An 18,925-nucleotide genomic window follows, 5' to 3' on the forward strand; every position below is an offset into this window, starting at 1 on the left:
CCCAGCCCCACCCCCGCGGGGGCCCCCGCCCCCCGGGGCGGCCCCCTCCGCCGTACGCCTCGGGCCAGTCGCCGTACGCCTCAGGCCAGCGGCCCGGTCACCCGCTCCACCGCCGCGATCAGCCCGCCCTCGCGGACGAAGGCCTCGGCCGCCGCGAGATCGGGGGCGAGGAAGCGGTCGGGGCCCGGCCCCTGGGCACCGGCGGCGCGCAGGGCGTCGATGGCGGCCCTGGACGCGGGCGCGGGCGTCAGACCCTCCCTCAGCTCGACCGCGCGCGTCGCCGCGTACAGCTCGACGGCGATCACCTGGGTGAGATGGCCGACGGCCGTACGGAGCTTGCGCGCGGCCGACCAGCCCATCGAGACATGGTCCTCCTGCATCGCGGAGGACGGGATCGAGTCGACGGAGGCGGGAACGGCCAGCCGCTTCATCTCGCTGACCAGGGCGGCCTGGGTGTACTGGGCGATCATCAGGCCCGAGTCGACCCCGGGGTCGTCGGCGAGGAAGGGCGGCAGCCCGTGCGAGCGGTTCTTGTCCAGCAGCCGGTCCGTACGGCGCTCGGCGATGGAGGCGAGGTCGGCGGCGGCGATCGCCAGGAAGTCCAGGACATACGCGACGGGCGCGCCGTGGAAGTTCCCGTTGGACTCGACACGGCCGTCGGGCAGCACCACCGGGTTGTCGACCGCCGAGGCCAGCTCGCGGCCGGCGACGACACCCGCGTACTCCAGGGTGTCCCGCCCGGCGCCGGCGACCTGGGGGGCGCAGCGCACGGAGTACGCGTCCTGGACGCGCGGTGCCTCGTCCTGCTGGAAGTGGCCGGTCAGCCCGGACCCGGCGAGCACCCGCAGCATATTGGCGGCGCTGACGCCCTGGCCGGGGTGCGGGCGGATGGCGTGCAGTTCGGGGGCGAGGACCTTGGCGGTGCCGAGCAGGGCCTCCAGACTCAGCGCGGCGGTGATGTCGGCGGAGGTGTAGAGCCGCTGGAGATCGGCGATCGCCATCACCAGCATGCCGAGCATGCCGTCCGTGCCGTTGAGCAGGGCGAGGCCCTCCTTCTCGCGCAGCTCGACCGGCTCGATGCCGTGCGCGGCGAGCAGTTCGGCGGCCGGCCGCACCACCCCGTCGGGGCCCTCGGCGCCGCCCTCGCCCATGAGCGTGAGCGCGCAGTGGGAGAGCGGCGCGAGATCTCCGGAGCAGCCGAGCGAGCCGAACTCGTGCACGACGGGGGTGATCCGGGCGTTCAGCACGTCGGCCATGGTCCGCGCGACCTGGGGGCGTACGCCGGTACGCCCGGACGCCACGGTCTTGAGCCGCAGGAACATCAGCGCCCGCACCACCTCGCGCTCCACACGCGGGCCCATCCCGGCGGCGTGCGAGCGCACGATGTTGCGCTGGAGGCGGGTGCGCAGGTCCTGGCCGATGTGCCGGGTGGCGAGCGCGCCGAACCCGGTGGACACGCCGTAGACGGGCTCGGGCTTGGCGGCGAGCGCGTCCACGACCTCCCGCGCGGCGGCCATCGCGTCGAGGGCCTCGGGCGAGAGCTCGACCCTGGCGAGCCCACGGGCCACGGCGACCACATCCTCGCCGGTCGTCCCGGCCGTCCCCACCACGACAGTGTGCATATCCATATTCAGGAGCCTACGGACTGAATCCCTCCCTGTCACCAACGGATCGCCTCCCGGCGGGGGGCGGCTGCCGACATCAAGCCCGTCCGGCGATTGAGGACAGAACCGTCCGCCCCGGCGCCGGGCTCCCGGACGAACGCGGTGCGAAAAAACAAGCCCGTCCGGCGATTGAGGACGAACCGGCACGCGGACGGACCCGCGACCCCCTAACCGGGAGGCGGCGCGCGGAAGCGGCGGCGGTCCGGGCCCCGTGGCGGCGTGTCCGCCAGGGCGAGTACGGTTCCGTCCCGCCCCGCCACCACCGGCCCCCTCGACCTCGCCCCCTTCGCCCGGTACTGCGCCGCGTCCGCCAGCCGGAACAGCCGTCGCGCCGTCCGCACCTCCCCGATCGGGTCCCCCGTCGAGGCGATCCCGCACGCCACTCCCTCCCCCGGGTTCAGCTCGGCCGCCCGCGCGCACAGTTCGTCCGCCACCGCGATCACCTCGTCCGCCGTGGGCCCCACCGCCACCAGGCAGAACTCGTCACCGCCCAGCCGCGCCGCCAGCGCCCCGGGGAGCCTGGCGCCGCATACGGACAGGACCGTGCCGAACCGTTCCAGCAGACGGTCGCCCACCGCGTGCCCAAGGGTGTCGTTGACCCGCTTCAGGCCGTTGAGATCGCAGACGACCAGGCTCACGACGGCCCCGTCCTCCCGGTGTCTGCCGACCGCCTCGTCCAGCCGTACATCGACCGCCCGCCGGTTCGCGAGCCCGGTCAGCGGGTCCGTGAAGGCGAGCCGGCGGACCTCTTCGAGCCGCTCCGTCTGGGCGATACCCGCCGCCACCACGGACGCGACGACGGTCGCGAAATCCGCGTCGTCCGGGCCGAAGACCGGCTCCCCCGGGGGGCGGGCCACATACAGCTCGCCCCACGCCCGCCCGTTCAGCACGACCGGCGCGACGACACAGCAGCCACGGCCCCGGCCACGGAGCGCGGCCGCCCGCTCATGACGGGCGCCGGGCGCCCCGTCCGCCGTCTCGACCCAGGCCTTCGGACCGCCGCCCGCCCGCCGCCCGTGCGGGAATTCGGCGATCTCGGGAAACCGGTGCACGGGATAGGTCTCGTCCTCGGGGAACTCCTCCTCCCCCTCGGCCCGCTCCCCCGTGTTCACCAGCACCTTGAGCCGCCCGAGATCCCGCTCCCACACGGAGAGCGCCGCGAAGCTCCCCCCGAGCGCCTCCCGCGCGCCCTCCGCGGCGGCCCGCCAGGACTCGATCGCCGTAGGGGCCGCCGCCATCGCCTGGGACAGTTCCACTATGGCGCGCAGTCTCCCGTCCACTTCCACAAACCCAGCTTAGGGCGGTATGGCGGGATTTGATCATCCGTGGTGGAAGGCGGTCACCGTGCGTTCGCCCGGGGGCCCGTTCACTCTCCCGGCCACTGCGGCTTCCGCTTCTCGTTGAAGGCCGCGACCCCCTCCGCGCGGTCCCCGGAGAAGGCCACGGAGCGCCACGCGGCGTCCTCGACCTCCAGGCCCGCCCGCAGATCGAGCCCGTGCCCGAGCCGCAGCGCGCGCTTCGCGGCCCGCAGGCCGACGGGCGAGTTCGCGGCGACGCGCTCCGCCAGCGCGAGGGCCTCGTCCCGGTCCGCGCCCTCGTCCACCAGCAGATCGACCAGCCCCAGCCGCTCCGCCTCCGCGGCCTCCACGCGCCGGGCCGTGAAAATCAGCTCGGCGGCGCGCGCGGCCCCGACCCGGCGCGGCAGCAGTTGCGTACCGCCGCCGCCGGGGATCACCCCGACCGACACCTCGGGCAGTCCGAGGACCGCCGTACGGTCCGCGACGATCAGATCGCAGGCGAGCGCCAGCTCGAACCCGCCGCCCAGCGCGAACCCGTGCACCGCGGCGACGACCGGCATGGGCAGCTCCAGCACCCCGGTGTACGCGGCGCGTGCGAGCGGGCGCTGCCGTACCAGCTCGGCGTCGCTCAGGGAGTTGCGCTCCTTGAGGTCCGCGCCCACGCAGAAGGCCCGTGCGTGGGTGGAGGTCAGAACGGTCGTCCGTACGCTCCCGTCGGCGGCGAGCGCCGTGCACGCGGCGGCGATGGACCCGGCCATCTCCGTCGACACGGCGTTCATCGCCTTGGGGCGGTCGAGGACCAGCTCCGCGACATGACCGCCGCCGCCGTGCCGCCGTACGACGACGAACTCCCCGAACCGCCGCCCGTCGACCTCTTCAGTCCCGGCCATGACCACACCCTCCCGGTTAACGATGGTTCACCGGGAGTCGATCCTAGGCCGCCCCGTCGCCGAGGACTATGTGGTGCGCCGTCCCAGCAGCCACGGTTCCACCACACCGAGCCCGCGCACCGGCCGCTGCCACATGGGCTGGAGTCCGAAGCGGTACGGGGGCGGGGCGTGGCCCTCCTTCTCGGCCTCCGCCGCCGCCTCGGCCGCCTGGGCCTCGGAGGCGGGGGCCTCGCCCGAGCGGATCAGATCCTCCGCGAACGCGCCGTCGACCAGCACCGTGTCCTTGGGCGCGATCGAGGTGAGCCTGCTGGCCAGGTTCACGGTCGTGCCGAAGACATCGCCCATCCGCGTGGTGACCGTGCCGAACGCGATCCCCACCCGTAGCGCCGGCATGGACGCGTCATGGGTCATGGTCTCTATGAGCCGCAGCGCTATCTCCGCCGCCGTGCCCGCGTCGTCCGCCGCGAACAGGACCTCGTCACCGAGCGTCTTGATCAGCCGGCCGCCGTGCGCGGCGACGAGGTCGGCGCAGGTCGTCTCGAACGCCTCGACCAGCTCGCCCAGTTCCTCCTCCTCCAGCCTGCGGGTCAGCCGGGTGAACCCGACGAGATCCGCGAAGCCGACGGCGAGCCGCCGGTCGACCATCTCCTCGTCGTCGGCGGCCTGGACGACCCGTCCGGTCGCGGCGGCGAGCTGGCGCCGCCAGACATAGACGATGAACTCCTCCAGCTCCGGCAGGAGCAGTTCCACCAGCGGATAGGTGACTTCCGTACGGGTCATGCCCGGCTCGGGCGGCTCGGTCAGCCCCTCCAGGAAGGAGTCGATCTGCCACTCCGCCAGCCGGGCGGTGGTCTGTCCCGTCGACCGGGCGACCTGGATCGCCATCGGCTCGCTGAGCAGCCCCGCCTCCACCAGGCCCGCGAGCCTGCGCAGCGCCAGGACGTCCGCCTCGGTGAGCGCCTTGGCCTGGCCGATGTCGGCGAAGCCCATCGCGCGCCAGAAGCGGGAGGCGAGATCCATCGAGACCCCGGCGGTACGGGCCGCCTGGAAGGGGGTGTAGCGGCGCTCCGCGCCGAGAATGAGCTGTTCGAGACGGATGGCCAGCGGGTCGTCGGTCGGCTCGGCCGTGTGGTCGACGACATGGTGCGGGGTCGGGAATCCGGACGGTTCCGACGGCCGCTGCGCGTCCTCGCCGGAAGTCGAATCGTCGACGGTCACCAGCCGCCTCCTGCCCGTTCCCTGCGCACTGTCCTGCCGATCTGTCGTGGACCGCCTCAACGATACGGCAGATGTGCCCTGGCTCACGTCCCACCCACCAGCCTATTTATACGTCCGCGGGGCCGTCGGCGTGACCGGTTCCACCGGGTCCTGACACCCCGGATTCACCCCGTCGCGCGCCGCCACCGGCCCACCCGGCCCACCCGGCGAACCCCGCCGCTCCGCTCGGCCCGGTCTCCGCCGTCCCGGCTCACCCGGCCGCCCGCAGATGCACGATGTCGCCCGCGCCCACCGGGTGCCGTTCGCCGTCCCCGGTCCGTACGACCAGCCGGCCCTCGCTGTCGATCGCGACCGCCTCCCCGGCCAGCTCCCGGTCCCCCGGCAGCTGTGCCCGTACCGGCCGTCCCAGGGTCGCGCACCCCGCCGCGTACGCCTCCTGGACCCTGGACAGCGCCGGATCGCCGCCCGCCGTCCGCCACTGCCCGTACCACCGCTCCAGTGACCGCAGCACTCCCCGCAGCAGGGTGTCCCGGTCCAGGGACACCGCGTTCGCCAGGGCGAGTGAACCGGCCGTCGGCACGGGCAGTTCGGACGCGCGCAGCGAGACGTTCAGCCCGATGCCCACCACGACCGCGCCGTCCCCCGCGCGCTCGGCGAGGATCCCGCCCGCCTTGCGCTCCCCGCCCTCCACGGTCACCAGCAGGTCGTTGGGCCATTTGAGGGATGTGTCCACGCCCGCCGCCCGTGCCAGACCGGTCGCCACGGCCACTCCGGTCAGCAGCGGCAGCCAGCCGTAGTGGCGGACCGGTACGTCCGGTCCCGGCCTGAGCAGTACGGAGAAGAAGAGTCCCGAACGGGCCGGCGCCGTCCACCGCCGGTCCAGCCGGCCCCGTCCCGCCGTCTGCTCCTCGGCGACCAGCACCGCGCCCTCGGCCAGGCCCGCCGCGGCCCGCCCGGCCAGATCGGTGTTGGTGGAGCCGGTCGCGGGGACCACGTCGAGGGAGGTCCACAGACCGCCGGGCCTGATCAGCCCGCGCCGCAGCGCGCTAGCGTTGAGAGGTGGCCGGTCGAGGTCGGACCAGCGGCTCACGGGGGTGTCGGAGTCGTTCATGCAAGCCACCCTAGGTGTGGCAAACACCGCACTGCCGAACGGTATCCACGCCGATACGCTACGGATCAGTAGCACCGGAATACCCGCATCCGTGACCCGCAGGGAGCCGCATCCCGATGTCCGAGCCGGAAATCGCCCAGGGACCCACCGCCGAAACCGCCGGAGTCCCCGCGGACACGTCCCCGGGGACCGCCGCGGCCCACACCACAGCGGACCGGATCGCCGATCTGCGGCGCCGTATCGAGGAGGCCACCCACGCGGGCTCGGCGCGCGCGGTGGAGAAACAGCACGCCAAGGGCAAGCTGACGGCACGTGAGCGCGTCGGTCTGCTGCTCGACGAGGGGTCGTTCGTCGAACTGGACGAGTTCGCCCGGCACCGCTCCACGGCCTTCGGCATCGAGAAGAACCGCCCGTACGGCGACGGTGTCATCACCGGTTACGGCACGGTCGACGGCCGGCCCGTCTGTGTCTACTCGCAGGACTTCACGATCTTCGGCGGCTCGCTCGGCGAGGTCTACGGCGAGAAGATCGTGAAGGTGATGGACTTCGCCCTGAAGACCGGCTGTCCGATCATCGGCATCAACGACGGCGGGGGCGCCCGTATCCAGGAGGGCGTGGCCGCGCTCGGTCTGTTCGCCGAGATCTTCCGCCGCAATGTGCACGCCTCGGGTGTGGTGCCGCAGATCAGCCTGATCGTCGGCCCGTGCGCGGGCGGCGCGGTCTACTCCCCGGCGATCACCGACTTCACGGTGATGGTCGACCAGACCTCGCACATGTTCATCACGGGGCCCGATGTCATCAAGACGGTGACCGGCGAGGACGTGGGCTTCGAGGAGCTGGGCGGCGCCCGTACCCACAACACGACCTCCGGGGTCGCCCACCATATGGCGGGGGACGAGAAGGACGCGATCGAGTACGTCAAGTCCCTGCTCTCCTACCTCCCGTCGAACAATCTCTCCGAGCCGCCCGCCTTCCCCGAGCAGGCCGATCCGGAGACGACCGCCGACGACCGCGAACTCGACACCCTGATCCCCGACTCCGCCAACCAGCCGTACGACATGCACACCGCCGTCGAACATGTGCTGGACGACGGCGAGTTCCTGGAGACCCAGGCGCTGTTCGCACCGAACATCATCACCGGGTTCGGCCGGGTCGAGGGCTTCCCGGTCGGTGTCGTCGCCAATCAGCCGATGCAGTTCGCGGGCTGTCTGGACATCAACGCCTCGGAGAAGGCCGCGCGTTTCGTCCGTACGTGCGACGCCTTCAACATCCCGGTGCTGACCTTCGTCGACGTCCCGGGCTTCCTGCCGGGCGTGGACCAGGAGTACGGCGGCATCATCCGGCGCGGCGCCAAGCTGATCTACGCCTACGCGGAGGCCACCGTCCCGCTGATCACGGTGATCACCCGCAAGGCCTTCGGCGGCGCGTACGACGTCATGGGCTCCAAGCATCTCGGCGCCGATCTCAATGTGGCCTGGCCGACCGCGCAGATCGCCGTGATGGGCGCGCAGGGCGCGGTGAACATCCTGCACCGCCGTACGATCGCCGCGGCCGGTGACGAGGAGGCGCAGGAGACGGCGCGCGCCCGGTTGATCCAGGAGTACGAGGACGCGCTGCTCAATCCGTACGCGGCGGCCGAACGCGGCTATGTCGACGCGGTGATCATGCCCTCGGACACCCGCGCGCATATCGTGAAGGGGCTGCGTCAGCTCCGTACGAAGCGGGAGAGCCTGCCTCCGAAGAAGCACGGCAACATTCCGCTCTAGGGTGTCCGGTCGTTCCGCCCGGACGGGAAGGGAGTCGCAGATGATCAAGGTCGTACGGGGAAAACCGACCCGTGAGGAACTGGCCGCCGCGCTGGCGGTGGTCCAGGCCCGTGCCGCGGCGGCGGCCCGCTCCCCGGAACGGGCGCCCGAGCCGCCCGCCGAGTGGTCCTCCCCCACCCGTATCGCCCGCCACCGCACCCCGAGCCCGGGTCCGCGCGCCTGGGCACGGACGTACTGGCCCGGATGACGGCGGCCGGGTGAGGACGGCGGCCGGGTACGGGGACGGCGGCTGAGTACGGGTACTCAAGCGTTCCGGGCGCGGCGGCCGGAGGATCGGTCCCATGCTGTGGTCCGATCCCGAGAACGAGCCGCCCGAGGAGCTGCGCGACGCGCAGACCATGCTGCGCCGCGCGGGTGTGCTGCTCGCGCTGACGGCGGTGGTGGCCATGATCGTGCTCGGCCTTCATTGACGGGCGGACCGCGCCCTACGATGACCCGTATGACTGATCAGCGCCGCCGGCTCGTCCTCGCCTCCGCCTCCCCCGCCCGTCTCGGACTGCTCCGGCAGGCCGGGCTCGCGCCCGAGGTGGTCGTCAGCGGTGTCGACGAGGACGCGCTGTCCGCGCCCACCCCCGCCGAACTGGCCCTCGTGCTCGCCGAGGCCAAGGCCTCCACCGTGGCCGCGCTCCCGGAGGCGGCCGGCGCCCTGGTCATCGGCTGCGACTCCGTACTGGACCTCGACGGCGAGGCGCTCGGCAAGCCCGTGGACGCCGAGGAGGCCACCTTCCGCTGGAAGTCGATGCGCGGCCGTGCGGGGGTGCTGCGGACCGGTCACTGCGTGATCGACACCGCGACCGGTCGGCGCGCGTCCGCGACCGCCTCGACCACCGTCCACTTCGGCAGCCCGAGCGACGCCGAGATCGCCGCGTACGTCGCGTCCGGCGAACCCCTGTATGTGGCGGGCGCCTTCACCCTGGACGGCCGCTCCGCGCCCTTCGTCGAATCGATCGAGGGCGACCACGGCAATGTCATCGGCCTGTCGCTGCCCCTGCTGCGCGGACTGCTCGCCAAGCTCGGGACCGGGATCACCGATCTGTGGGTCTGAACCGCCCGCGCCCGCACGGCGGTTGACTCAGGCGGGAGCCGGTCCCTCCGCCCGCGCGGAGTCGTCACGGCTGCCGCGCCCGGGTCCGTACGCGACCAGGACCAGTACGAGCATCCCCAGGACGACCATCATGAACGCGAAGGCCGTCCACCCGAGCAGCCCCACCGACAGCGCGCCCAGCACCGCGTGCACGACCGCGCAGACGGTCAGCGCGAACCGGCCGGTCCGGCCGGGGGCGCGGTCCCTGACGGCCGTACGGACCAGAACCGCCGCGCAGAGTACGAGACCGAGCCCGAGGACACCGCCCGTCACCCAGGTGCCCGTGGACATCGCGCCCGGGTCGATCCCCGCCAGGGACATGCGCTGGTTGTCCACCACCGTGGCGAGCACCCCGTTGACGAACACGACGCCGATCGCCTCCAGCAGCAGCACGATCGCAGCCACCCATGCCACCGGTCTCCGCGCCACGGCTCCCCCTCTTATCGCTGTTACCGCCAGTACGAACGACATCGCGCACGCTACTAACGGGTAAACCTCCGGACAAGGGCCCGAGCGGAGGCAAAGAATCATTCGGCCATTCGTAGGGACTCCACAAAGAATCGCGATCGGCCGAGGTGCACTCGGACAGAGAGCTGGACCACATCCGGACGCTACTGTGCGACGGGGGATCGCGGCGTACCGTGGTGTCACAAGGGATTTCGCGACTTGAGCGAGCCTCGAAACACGCTCCGTGTGGGGAAGCTCACGAATGGGGACTGTTCGATGGGGCGTGTCGGCAGTCCCTAAACTCAGCTTGTTTCAAGGAGGGAGCCATCGTGCGCAAGGTGCTCATCGCCAACCGTGGCGAGATCGCTGTCCGGGTTGCCCGTGCGTGCCGGGATGCCGGGATCGAGAGCGTCGCGGTGTACGCGGATCCGGACCGGGACGCTCCGCATGTCCGCGCGGCGGACGAGGCGTTCGCTCTCGGCGGTGACACCCCGGCCGCGAGCTATCTGGACATGGCCAAGGTGCTTCAGGCGGCGAAGGATTCGGGTGCCGACGCGGTGCATCCGGGTTACGGCTTCCTGTCCGAGAACGCGGAGTTCGCGCAGGCGGTCCTGGACGCCGGTCTGACCTGGATCGGTCCGCCGCCCCAGGCGATCCGCGACCTCGGTGACAAGGTCGCCGCCCGGCATATCGCCCAGCGCGCCGGTGCCCCGCTCGTCGCGGGCACCCCGGATCCGGTGGACGGCGCGGACGAGGTGGTGGCCTTCGCCCGGAAGCACGGTCTGCCGATCGCGATCAAGGCGGCCTTCGGCGGCGGCGGACGCGGGCTCAAGGTCGCGCGCACGCTGGAGGAGATCCCGGAGCTGTTCGACTCCGCGGTCCGTGAGGCGGTGGCCGCGTTCGGCCGCGGCGAGTGCTTCGTCGAGCGCTACCTCGACCGGCCCCGCCATGTGGAGACCCAGTGCCTGGCCGACACCCACGGCAATGTCGTGGTCGTCTCCACCCGGGACTGCTCCCTCCAGCGCCGTCACCAGAAGCTGGTCGAGGAGGCCCCCGCCCCCTTCCTGACCGACGCCCAGAACGCGGAGCTGTACGCGGCGTCGAAGGCCATCCTCAAGGAGGCCGGATACGTGGGCGCGGGCACGGTCGAGTTCCTGGTCGCCGTCGACGGCACCATCAGCTTCCTGGAGGTCAACACCCGTCTCCAGGTGGAACACCCGGTCACCGAGGAGGTCACCGGCATCGACCTGGTCCGGGAGATGTTCCGGATCGCCGACGGCGAACCGCTCGGCTACGACGACCCGCCGGTGCGGGGGCACTCCTTCGAGTTCCGGATCAACGGCGAGGACCCCGGCCGGGGCTTCCTGCCCGCCCCCGGCACCGTCACCCTCTTCACGCCCCCCACCGGCCCCGGAGTCCGCCTCGACGCCGGTGTCGAGACCGGCAGCGTCATCGGCCCCGCCTGGGACTCCCTCCTCGCCAAGCTCGTCATCACCGGCGCCACCCGCGAACAGGCCCTCCAGCGCGCCGCCCGCGCGCTGGACGAGTTCACCGTCGAGGGCATGGCCACCGCACTGCCCTTCCACCGCAAGGTCGTCACCGACCCCGCCTTCACCGCCGACCCGTTCACCATCCACACCCGGTGGATGGAGACCGAGTTCGTCAACGACATCCCCGCCTTCACCAGCCCGGCCGACACCGACACCGACGAGGAGCCCGGCCGCGAGACCGTGGTCGTCGAGGTCGGCGGCAAGCGCCTTGAGGTCTCCCTCCCCACCAGCCTCGGTATGACCCTGGCACGCACCGGTCTGGCCGCCGGCGCGAAGCCCAAGCGGCGGGCGGCGAAGAAGTCCGCCTCGGCCGCCTCGGGCGACACCCTCGCCTCGCCGATGCAGGGGACGATCGTCAAGGTCGCGGTCGAGGAGGGCCAGGAGGTCAAGGAAGGCGACCTGATCGTGGTCCTGGAGGCGATGAAGATGGAGCAGCCCCTCAACGCCCATCGCTCGGGCACCGTCAAGGGCCTCGCCGCCGAAGTCGGCGCCTCCCTCACCTCCGGCGCCACCATCTGCGAGATCAAGGACTGACGCGTCCGCACCGGGGGCCGCCGTATCCATCGGTGGCCCCCCGGCGTTTCCCCGGGCCTGGCATGCTGGGACGGGCGAAGGAAGGACCGCGAATGGCGACGAGCACGGCACAGAGCCGCCCCCGGCCCATGCGCGCGGACGCGCGCCGCAACTACGACCGGCTGCTCCTCGAAGCGCGCGCCAGCTTCGCGGAGCACGGTACGGACGCCTCGCTGGAGGATGTCGCGCGCCGCGCGGGCGTCGGGATCGGCACGCTGTACCGGCACTTCCCCAACCGCCACGCGCTGCTGAACGCGGTCTTCCAGGAGGCCCTCGCGGCCCTGCTCGAACGGTCACGCGAACTCGCCGACGCGGAACCGCCCTGTAAGGCGCTGGTGGCGTGGCTACGCGCCCTCATCACCCATGCGGGTGAGTACCGCGGGCTCGCGCGGGCGCTCATGTCGGTCTCGTACGACAAGAGTTCCGCGCTGTCGCAGTGCAGCGTGCCGCTGCGGGCGGCGGGGGAACGGCTGCTGGTACGGGCGCAGCGAGCCGGCCATGTCAGGCCGGAGGTCTCGATCGACGATCTGATGCAGCTGACGAACGCGATCGCGCTGGCGGCGGAGCAGTCACCGGCGGATCCGGAGCTGGCGGCCCGTCTGCTGAACCTGACCCTGACAGGCCTGAAGCCGCACCCCTAGCCCTAACCTCAATCGGCGGCCGGGCCGGGCCGCAGGGCGTGCCACGCACCCCGCGCCTCCGGACCCGCACCACGCGGCGGCGCCCCGCACCGAACCGCCGGGGCCGCTACCGCCGCCGCAGATCCGCCACTCGCGCCCGCTCCCCGGGCTCCTGCGTGGTCAGCGACGACGCCGCGCTGCGCAGTTGCGGCCCCGGACCGCCCGTGTGCGTACGCCGCTGCCCCGGAAGCGGCACGTCCCTGCGGGGCTGACGCCCCGTCGGAACACCGTCCCCGCCCGAGCCGCCCGCGCCCACCGGGCCACCCGCGCCCGCCGACCCGCCGGCCCCGCCCTGGACACCCGCACCGCCGCCGGCGCCACCGGCACCCGCCACCGCGATCTGCACGCCCTGGTCCGCCAGGGCCTGAAGCTCCGTACCGGCACGGTCGTCGTGCGCGGGCGGCTCGTCGGTCACCAGCCGGCTGATCAGATCCGTCGGCACCGTCTGGAACATCGTGTCCGTACCGAGCTTGGTGTGGTCGGCCAGCACCACCACCTCCGCCGCCGCCTGCACCAGCGCCCGGTCGACGCTCGCCGAGAGCATGTTGGAGGTGGAGAGACCGCGCTCCGCCGTCAGCCCGCTCCCCGAGAGGAACGCGCGGGTGACCCGGAGCCCCTGGAGGGACTGCTCGGCCCCGCTGCCGACCAGCGCGTAGTTCGACCCGCGCAGCGTGCCGCCGGTCATGACGACCTCGACCCGGTTGGCATGGGCCAGCGCCTGGGCGACCAGTAGTGAGTTGGTGACGACGGTCAGCCCGGGGATCCGCGCGAGCCGGCGGGCCAGCTCCTGCGTGGTCGTACCGGCGCCGACGACCACGGCTTCGCCCTCTTCGACGAAGCTCGCGGCGAGATCGGCGATGGCCGTCTTCTCCGCCGTCGCGAGATGGGACTTTTGCGGAAAGCCGGATTCTCGCGTGAATCCGCCCGGCAATACCGCACCGCCGTGCCGGCGGTCGAGGAGTCCTTCTGCCTCGAGCGCCCGCACGTCCCGCCGTACGGTCACTTCGGAGGTCTGGACGACGCGGGCGAGCTCACGGAGCGACACGGCTCCGTTGGCTCGCACCATTTCGAGGATCAATTGACGACGTTCTGCAGCGAACACGAAACTGACAGTAACCCCAACGACCGTCTGCTTTCAGCAGTTTGCGCCGAATAACAGAAGTTGTACACAGACGAGCGCCCGAAGTGGTATACGGGGACACGACCGTCGTCCAAGCCGCCCAAACCCCGTCAGAACCCCACCGGAACCCGGCGCCGCGATCACGTCAGGACCGCGTCACAGCCGCGAAGCGCCCCCCGGCGGGACCACGGCGGAACCCCGGCGGGACCGCGGTACGGACCCCGCGGAGACCCGGGACGGAGCCCCGGCCGGCCTCCCGGACGGGGACTCCGCCCGTGTCAGTTCTCCTCCGCCGTCTTCCGGGTGTGCAACTGCCGTGCCACTTCGGCGATCGAGCCCGACAGGGACGGATACACGGTGAAGGCGTTGGCGATCTGTTCGACGGTCAGACTGTTGTCCACCGCGAGCGAGATGGGGTGGATCAGCTCGCTCGCACGCGGCGCGACGACCACGCCGCCGACCACGATGCCCGTACCGGGACGGGCGAGGATCTTGACGAAGCCGTCCCGGACGCCCTGCATCTTCGCGCGCGCGTTCCGCAGCAGCGGCAGCTTGACGACGCGCGCGTCGATCCTGCCGCTGTCGACGTCCGCCTGGCTGTAACCGACGGTGGCGATCTCCGGGTCGGTGAAGACGTTCGACGAGACGGTCTTGAGGTTGAGCGGAGCCACCGCGTCACCGAGGAAGTGGTACATCGCGATCCGGCCCTGCATGGCCGCGACGGAGGCGAGCGCGAAGATCCCGGTGACATCGCCGGCCGCGTAGACGCCCGGCGCGGAGGTACGGGAGACCCGGTCGGTCTTGATGTGGCCCGACTCCTTGAGGACCACGCCCGCTTCCTCAAGACCCATGCCCGCGGTGTTCGGTATCGCGCCGACCGCCATCAGACAGTGCGACCCGGTGATGATCCGCCCGTCGGAGAGGGTGACCTCGACCCGGTCGCCCACGCGCTTGGCGGCCTCGGCCCGGGAGCGGGACATCACATTCATCCCGCGGCGCCGGAAGACGTCCTCCAGCACGGCGGCGGCGTCCGGGTCCTCGCCGGGCAGCACCCGGTCGCGGGAGGAGACCAGCGTGACCCGCGAGCCCAGCGCCTGGTAGGCACCGGCGAACTCGGCTCCGGTCACACCCGAGCCGACCACGATCAGTTCCTCGGGCAGCTCGTCGAGGTCGTAGACCTGGGTCCAGTTGAGAATGCGCTCGCCGTCCGGCCGCGCGTCCTCGATCTCCCGGGGATGGGCCCCGGTGGCGATCAGCACGGCGTCGGCGGTGAGCGACTCCTCGCTGCCGTCGGCCGCGGTCACGATCACCTGCCGCGAACCGTCCATGGCCTGCCGGCCGTCGAGCCGGCCCCGGCCGCGCATGACGCGCGCGCCGGCCCGGGTGACGGACGCGGTGATGTCATGGGACTGCGCGAGCGCGAGCCGCTTCACACGCCGGTTGACCTTGCCCAGATCGACCCCGACGACACGGGCCGACCGCTCCGCGGGGGGCGTGTCGTCGGCGACGATGATGCCCAGCTCCTCGTACGAGGAGTCGAAGGTGGTCATCACCTCGGCCGTCGCGATGAGCGTCTTCGACGGTACGCAGTCGGTGAGCACCGACGCCCCGCCGAGGCCGTCGCAGTCGACGACGGTCACCTCGGCCCCGAGCTGGGCGCCCACCAGGGCAGCCTCGTAGCCGCCGGGTCCGCCGCCGATGATCACGATCCGGGTCACGAAAAAGTCCGCCTCGCGTTGTCGACCCGGCCCGTCTGCCACCCCGGCCGGGGTTCCGGGGGAGCCCCCCGGGGGATGCAGTACGTACTCCATTGTCCCGCACGCTTCAAGCGGCTTCGCCCCGGGGCCTCCATCCGGGAACCCAGGGCGCCCGCCGCCGCACGAGCCACGCGGCCCGCCGCCCGGGAAACCCCGGCGCCGCCGCCACGGAACCCCCGGCCCCGCCCGGAAACCCGTCCGCCCCGCTCGGAAAGCCCGTCCGCCCCGTCCGGTGGACCCGGCCGTCGGGCCGGACCGGTGGACCGGCGGCCACGCCCGTACCTCCCGTACCCTCAACCTCATGTCGCTCTACGCCGCGTACGCCGGCAACCTCGACGCGCGGCTGATGTCCCGCCGCGCCCCGCACTCCCCGTTGCGCGGCACCGGCTGGCTCAACGGCTGGCGGCTCACCTTCGGCGGCGAGCAGATGGGCTGGGAGGGCGCGCTGGTCACGGTCGTGGAGGCGCCGCGCTCCCAGGTCTTCGTCGCGCTGTACGACATCGCCCCGATGGACGAGGACTCCATGGACCGCTGGGAGGGCGTGGGGCTCGACATATACCGCCGGATGCGGATCCGGGTGCACACCCTGGACGGCGAGGAGCCGGCCTGGATGTATGTGCTCAACGGGTACGAGGGCGGCCTCCCCTCCGCCCGCTATCTGGGCGAGCTGGCGGACGCGGCGGAATCGGCGGGCGCGCCCCACGACTATGTGATGGAACTGCGCAAGCGTCCCTGCTGAGCCAGGGCGCCGAGGTGACACGCACCCGGCCTGAAATCGATGGTCATACGGCGCATACCGGGCGCCTGGTCATCCATTCGCACTCCCGCGGCGACGCCGTCTGTCCGAAACGGCAGTACAACGATGTCAAGAGCGTGTGCCCATCATCTACGCGCGTAGGGAATGACCGGCTACCCTCATCCGCGTGAACGCATCTGTTATCCAGGCCAACGCCGACGGACCCGCCGACCCTCTGGCCGCCGCCGGCGCCGCCGCCGCGCGCCTGCGCGAACTGACCGGCGCCGAGACCCATGACGTCGTCCTTGTGATGGGCTCCGGCTGGGGCCCGGCCGTCGAAGCGCTCGGCGCGCCCGAGGCGGAGTTCCCCGTGACCGATCTGCCGGGGTTCCCCCCGCCCGTCGTCGCGGGTCACGGGGGCAGGATCCGCTCGTACAAGATCGCCGAGAAGCGCGCGCTGGTCTTCCTCGGCCGTACGCACTACTACGAGGGCCGGGGCGTCGCCGCCGTGGCCCACGGGGTCCGTACCGCCGTCGCCGCCGGCTGCAAGACCGTCGTCCTGACCAACGGCTGCGGCGGACTGCGCGAGGGCATGCGCCCCGGCCAGCCCGTGCTGATCAGCGACCACATCAATCTGACGGCCGTCTCCCCGATCGTCGGCCCGAACTTCGTGGATCTGACGGACCTGTACTCGCCGCGGCTGCGCGCGCTGTGCAAGGAGATCGATCCGGCTCTGGAGGAGGGGGTGTACGTACAGTTCCCCGGGCCGCACTACGAGACCCCGGCCGAGATCAACATGGTCCGGGTGATGGGCGGCGATCTCGTCGGTATGTCCACCGTCCTGGAGGCCATCGCGGCCCGCGAGGCGGGCGCCGAGGTACTGGGGATCTCGCTGGTCACCAATCTGGCCGCGGGTCTGTCGGGCGAACCCCTCAACCACGAGGAGGTCCTCCAGGCGGGCCGCGACTCGGCGACGCAGATGGGTGCCCTGCTGGCCCAGGTGCTTGAGCGCGTCTGAGCCGGGAATGACATCTGGCCGGGACGATCGACCAGGTCCCGGTACCGGTACCGCGTCCACCACGCCTCGGGCGACCGAAGCGCATCGAGCAACCGAAGCGGAGACCAACCACTCCGCGAGAGCGGCGCCGGCTTAGGCGCGAGGAGGTCCCCCACCGTGCAGCAGCAGGACCCCATGGAGCAGGACGTCATCAGCCGGGCCAGGGCCTGGCTGGCCGAGGACCCGGACCCCGGGACCCGCGCGGAACTCGCCGCGGTCATCGAGGCCGGGGATCTGGACTCACTCACCGAACGGTTCGCCGGGACGCTGCAGTTCGGCACGGCCGGGCTGCGCGGGGAACTGGGCGCGGGGCCCATGCGGATGAACCGCGCCGTGGTCATCCGCGCCGCGGCCGGGCTCGCCGCGTATCTGATGAACCGCGGCGCCGACGGGGGACTGGTCGTCATCGGGTACGACGCCCGCCACAAGTCGGCCGACTTCGCCCTGGACACCGCGGCCGTGATGACCGGCGCGGGTCTGCGCGCCGCCGTACTGCCCCGGCCGCTGCCCACCCCGGTGCTCGCCTTCGCCGTACGGCATCTCGGCGCCGTGGCCGGGGTGATGGTCACCGCGAGCCACAACCCGCCCCAGGACAACGGCTACAAGGTCTATCTGGGCGGCGGCTCCCAGATCGTGCCGCCGTCGGACGGTGAGATCGCGGCCGAGATCGACGCGATCGGCCCGCTGGGCTCCGTACGGCGTCCGGGCGAGGGCTGGGAGATCCTCGGGGACGAGGTCCTGGCCGCGTATCTGGAACGTACGGACGCGGTCCTGACCCCCGGCACACCGCGGACCGCGCGGATCGTCCACACGGCGCTGCACGGTGTCGGTACGGAGACGCTCCTCGCGGCCTTCGCGCGCGCCGGTTTCCCCGAGCCCGTCCTGGTGGCGGAGCAGGCGGAGCCCGACCCCGCGTTCCCGACCGTCGCGTTCCCCAACCCGGAGGAGCCGGGCGCGATGGATCTGGCCTTCGCCACGGCCCGGCGCGCCCAGCCCGATCTGATCATCGCCAACGACCCGGACGCGGACCGCTGTGCGGTGGCCGTGCCCGACGACACGGCGGAGGGCGGCGCGGGCTGGCGGATGCTCAGCGGCGACGAGACCGGCGCGCTGCTCGCCGCGCATCTCGTCCACAAGGGCGCGACGGGCACGTTCGCCGAGTCGATCGTCTCGTCCTCGCTGCTGGGGCGGATCGCCGGGGCGGCGGAGCTGGGGTACGAGGAGACGCTGACCGGCTTCAAGTGGATCGCACGCGTCGAGGGCCTGCGGTACGGGTACGAGGAGGCGCTCGGCTACTGCGTCGACCCCGACGGGGTGAAGGACAAGGACGGCATCACCGCCGCGCTGCTCGTCGCCGAACTGGCCTCGGAGCTGAAGGCCCAGGACCGTACGCTCAGCGATCTCCTGGACGATCTGGCCGTCACCCACGGCCTGCACGCCACGGGCCAGCTCTCGGTGCGCGTCAAGGACCTGTCGCTGATCGCGGACGCGATGCGCCGGCTGCGGGAGAAGCCGCCGGTGGTGCTGGCCGGTCTGGATGTCGTCTCCGTGGAGGACCTGGCGGAGGGCTCGGCCACGCTCCCGCCGACGGACGGCCTGCGCTACCACCTGGAGGGGACGTACCGGGCGCGTGTCATCGTGCGGCCCAGCGGTACGGAGCCGAAGCTCAAGTGCTACCTGGAGGTCGTGATCCCGGTGGCGGACGCGCCGGGCCTGGCGGGGGCGCGGGCGACGGGGGCGGGGGTACTGGCGGCGCTGAAGCGGGATCTGTCGACGGCGGCGGGTATTTAGCCTGCGGGCGGGCGGTGCGCGCCTGCGGCGCGGGGGGGGTGCGGGGCGGTGCGGGGCGGTGCGCGCCTGCGGCGCGGGAGCGGTGCGTGGGTGGTGCGGGTGCCGGGGCCTCCGGAGGTGCGT

17 protein-coding genes are annotated in these 18,925 nt (G+C 72.3%); 9 read left to right on the plus strand and 8 right to left on the minus strand.

Features of this window, described 5'->3' with window-relative positions:
* Positions 1-80: 80 nt before the first annotated feature.
* The 5 genes from hutH to ACWGDX_RS37525 form a co-directional block, all read right to left on the minus strand.
* Positions 81-1,622, minus strand: coding sequence for a histidine ammonia-lyase (gene hutH / locus ACWGDX_RS37505; protein ID WP_453633066.1), 1,542 nt, complete (start codon positions 1,620-1,622; stop codon positions 81-83).
* A 209-nt stretch (positions 1,623-1,831) separates the two neighbouring features.
* Positions 1,832-2,902, minus strand: a complete 1,071-nt coding sequence (locus ACWGDX_RS37510) for a GGDEF domain-containing protein (RefSeq protein WP_453633068.1) — start codon at positions 2,900-2,902, stop codon at positions 1,832-1,834.
* Between the two features lie 128 nt (positions 2,903-3,030).
* Entirely contained in the window at positions 3,031-3,852 is an 822-nt protein-coding gene (locus tag ACWGDX_RS37515) for an enoyl-CoA hydratase/isomerase family protein (protein ID WP_453633050.1), read from the minus strand.
* 66 nt (positions 3,853-3,918) lie between these two features.
* The gene (locus tag ACWGDX_RS37520; RefSeq protein WP_453633051.1) at positions 3,919-5,070 is read right to left on the minus strand and encodes an adenylate/guanylate cyclase domain-containing protein; all 1,152 of its coding nucleotides are present in this window, start codon (positions 5,068-5,070) and stop codon (positions 3,919-3,921) included.
* Positions 5,071-5,320: 250 nt separating this feature from the next.
* Positions 5,321-6,181, minus strand: coding sequence for a biotin--[acetyl-CoA-carboxylase] ligase (locus ACWGDX_RS37525; protein ID WP_453633053.1), 861 nt, complete (start codon positions 6,179-6,181; stop codon positions 5,321-5,323).
* A 116-nt stretch (positions 6,182-6,297) separates the two neighbouring features.
* Here ACWGDX_RS37525 and ACWGDX_RS37530 point away from each other — a divergent pair, with 116 nt between their 5' ends.
* From ACWGDX_RS37530 to ACWGDX_RS37545, 4 genes are all read left to right on the plus strand, one after another.
* Positions 6,298-7,947, plus strand: coding sequence for an acyl-CoA carboxylase subunit beta (locus ACWGDX_RS37530; RefSeq protein ID WP_453633055.1), 1,650 nt, complete (start codon positions 6,298-6,300; stop codon positions 7,945-7,947).
* 40 nt (positions 7,948-7,987) lie between these two features.
* A complete protein-coding gene (locus ACWGDX_RS37535) occupies positions 7,988-8,194 on the plus strand; it encodes an acyl-CoA carboxylase epsilon subunit (protein ID WP_383031750.1) in 207 nt (68 codons plus the stop codon).
* 94 nt (positions 8,195-8,288) lie between these two features.
* Entirely contained in the window at positions 8,289-8,417 is a 129-nt protein-coding gene (gene mmpB / locus ACWGDX_RS37540) for a morphogenic membrane protein MmpB (protein ID WP_363081316.1), read from the plus strand.
* 20 nt (positions 8,418-8,437) lie between these two features.
* Complete coding sequence (locus ACWGDX_RS37545; protein WP_453633057.1) at positions 8,438-9,052, plus strand: Maf family protein; 615 nt, start codon at positions 8,438-8,440, stop codon at positions 9,050-9,052.
* A gap of 27 nt (positions 9,053-9,079) precedes the next feature.
* Here the strand turns inward: ACWGDX_RS37545 and ACWGDX_RS37550 are convergent, their stop codons facing one another.
* Positions 9,080-9,562, minus strand: a complete 483-nt coding sequence (locus tag ACWGDX_RS37550; protein ID WP_453633058.1) for a hypothetical protein — start codon at positions 9,560-9,562, stop codon at positions 9,080-9,082.
* Between the two features lie 305 nt (positions 9,563-9,867).
* Between ACWGDX_RS37550 and ACWGDX_RS37555 the strand changes: the two genes are divergently transcribed.
* Together ACWGDX_RS37555 and ACWGDX_RS37560 are read left to right on the plus strand one after the other, a co-directional pair.
* Positions 9,868-11,622: an acetyl/propionyl/methylcrotonyl-CoA carboxylase subunit alpha gene (locus ACWGDX_RS37555; RefSeq protein ID WP_453633060.1), complete on the plus strand. Its 1,755-nt coding sequence runs from the start codon at positions 9,868-9,870 to the stop codon at positions 11,620-11,622.
* A gap of 92 nt (positions 11,623-11,714) precedes the next feature.
* Complete coding sequence (locus tag ACWGDX_RS37560; protein WP_453633062.1) at positions 11,715-12,302, plus strand: TetR/AcrR family transcriptional regulator; 588 nt, start codon at positions 11,715-11,717, stop codon at positions 12,300-12,302.
* A 106-nt stretch (positions 12,303-12,408) separates the two neighbouring features.
* Here the strand turns inward: ACWGDX_RS37560 and ACWGDX_RS37565 are convergent, their stop codons facing one another.
* Complete coding sequence (locus tag ACWGDX_RS37565; RefSeq protein ID WP_453633070.1) at positions 12,409-13,407, minus strand: DeoR/GlpR family DNA-binding transcription regulator; 999 nt, start codon at positions 13,405-13,407, stop codon at positions 12,409-12,411.
* A gap of 332 nt (positions 13,408-13,739) precedes the next feature.
* A complete protein-coding gene (locus ACWGDX_RS37570) occupies positions 13,740-15,179 on the minus strand; it encodes an NAD(P)H-quinone dehydrogenase (protein ID WP_453633064.1) in 1,440 nt (479 codons plus the stop codon).
* A gap of 340 nt (positions 15,180-15,519) precedes the next feature.
* Between ACWGDX_RS37570 and ACWGDX_RS37575 the strand changes: the two genes are divergently transcribed.
* The 3 genes from ACWGDX_RS37575 (at position 15,520) to ACWGDX_RS37585 (ending at position 18,802) form a co-directional block, all read left to right on the plus strand.
* The gene (locus ACWGDX_RS37575) at positions 15,520-15,957 is read left to right on the plus strand and encodes a gamma-glutamylcyclotransferase (RefSeq protein WP_093601482.1); all 438 of its coding nucleotides are present in this window, start codon (positions 15,520-15,522) and stop codon (positions 15,955-15,957) included.
* 184 nt (positions 15,958-16,141) lie between these two features.
* On the plus strand, positions 16,142-16,972 hold the full coding sequence (locus ACWGDX_RS37580; RefSeq protein ID WP_363081323.1) for a purine-nucleoside phosphorylase: 831 nt from the start codon (positions 16,142-16,144) through the stop codon (positions 16,970-16,972).
* A 174-nt stretch (positions 16,973-17,146) separates the two neighbouring features.
* Positions 17,147-18,802 (plus strand): phospho-sugar mutase, encoded by a 1,656-nt coding sequence (locus ACWGDX_RS37585; RefSeq protein WP_453633072.1) that lies wholly within the window; start codon positions 17,147-17,149, stop codon positions 18,800-18,802.
* Positions 18,803-18,925 lie beyond the last annotated feature (123 nt).

Source organism: Streptomyces sp. NPDC055025 (genome assembly GCF_053608565.1).

Coding starts and splice junctions, on each gene's coding strand:
- hutH (WP_453633066.1), bottom strand. CDS start 1,622: ATGCACACTGTCGTGGTGGGGACGGCCGGGACGACCGGCGAGGATGTG.
- ACWGDX_RS37510 (WP_453633068.1), bottom strand. CDS start 2,902: ATGGCGGCGGCCCCTACGGCGATCGAGTCCTGGCGGGCCGCCGCGGAG.
- ACWGDX_RS37515 (WP_453633050.1), bottom strand. CDS start 3,852: ATGGCCGGGACTGAAGAGGTCGACGGGCGGCGGTTCGGGGAGTTCGTC.
- ACWGDX_RS37525 (WP_453633053.1), bottom strand. CDS start 6,181: ATGAACGACTCCGACACCCCCGTGAGCCGCTGGTCCGACCTCGACCGG.
- ACWGDX_RS37530 (WP_453633055.1), top strand. CDS start 6,298: ATGTCCGAGCCGGAAATCGCCCAGGGACCCACCGCCGAAACCGCCGGA.
- ACWGDX_RS37535 (WP_383031750.1), top strand. CDS start 7,988: ATGATCAAGGTCGTACGGGGAAAACCGACCCGTGAGGAACTGGCCGCC.
- mmpB (WP_363081316.1), top strand. CDS start 8,289: ATGCTGTGGTCCGATCCCGAGAACGAGCCGCCCGAGGAGCTGCGCGAC.
- ACWGDX_RS37545 (WP_453633057.1), top strand. CDS start 8,438: ATGACCCGTATGACTGATCAGCGCCGCCGGCTCGTCCTCGCCTCCGCC.
- ACWGDX_RS37550 (WP_453633058.1), bottom strand. CDS start 9,562: ATGTCGTTCGTACTGGCGGTAACAGCGATAAGAGGGGGAGCCGTGGCG.
- ACWGDX_RS37560 (WP_453633062.1), top strand. CDS start 11,715: ATGGCGACGAGCACGGCACAGAGCCGCCCCCGGCCCATGCGCGCGGAC.
- ACWGDX_RS37565 (WP_453633070.1), bottom strand. CDS start 13,407: ATGGTGCGAGCCAACGGAGCCGTGTCGCTCCGTGAGCTCGCCCGCGTC.
- ACWGDX_RS37575 (WP_093601482.1), top strand. CDS start 15,520: ATGTCGCTCTACGCCGCGTACGCCGGCAACCTCGACGCGCGGCTGATG.
- ACWGDX_RS37585 (WP_453633072.1), top strand. CDS start 17,147: ATGGAGCAGGACGTCATCAGCCGGGCCAGGGCCTGGCTGGCCGAGGAC.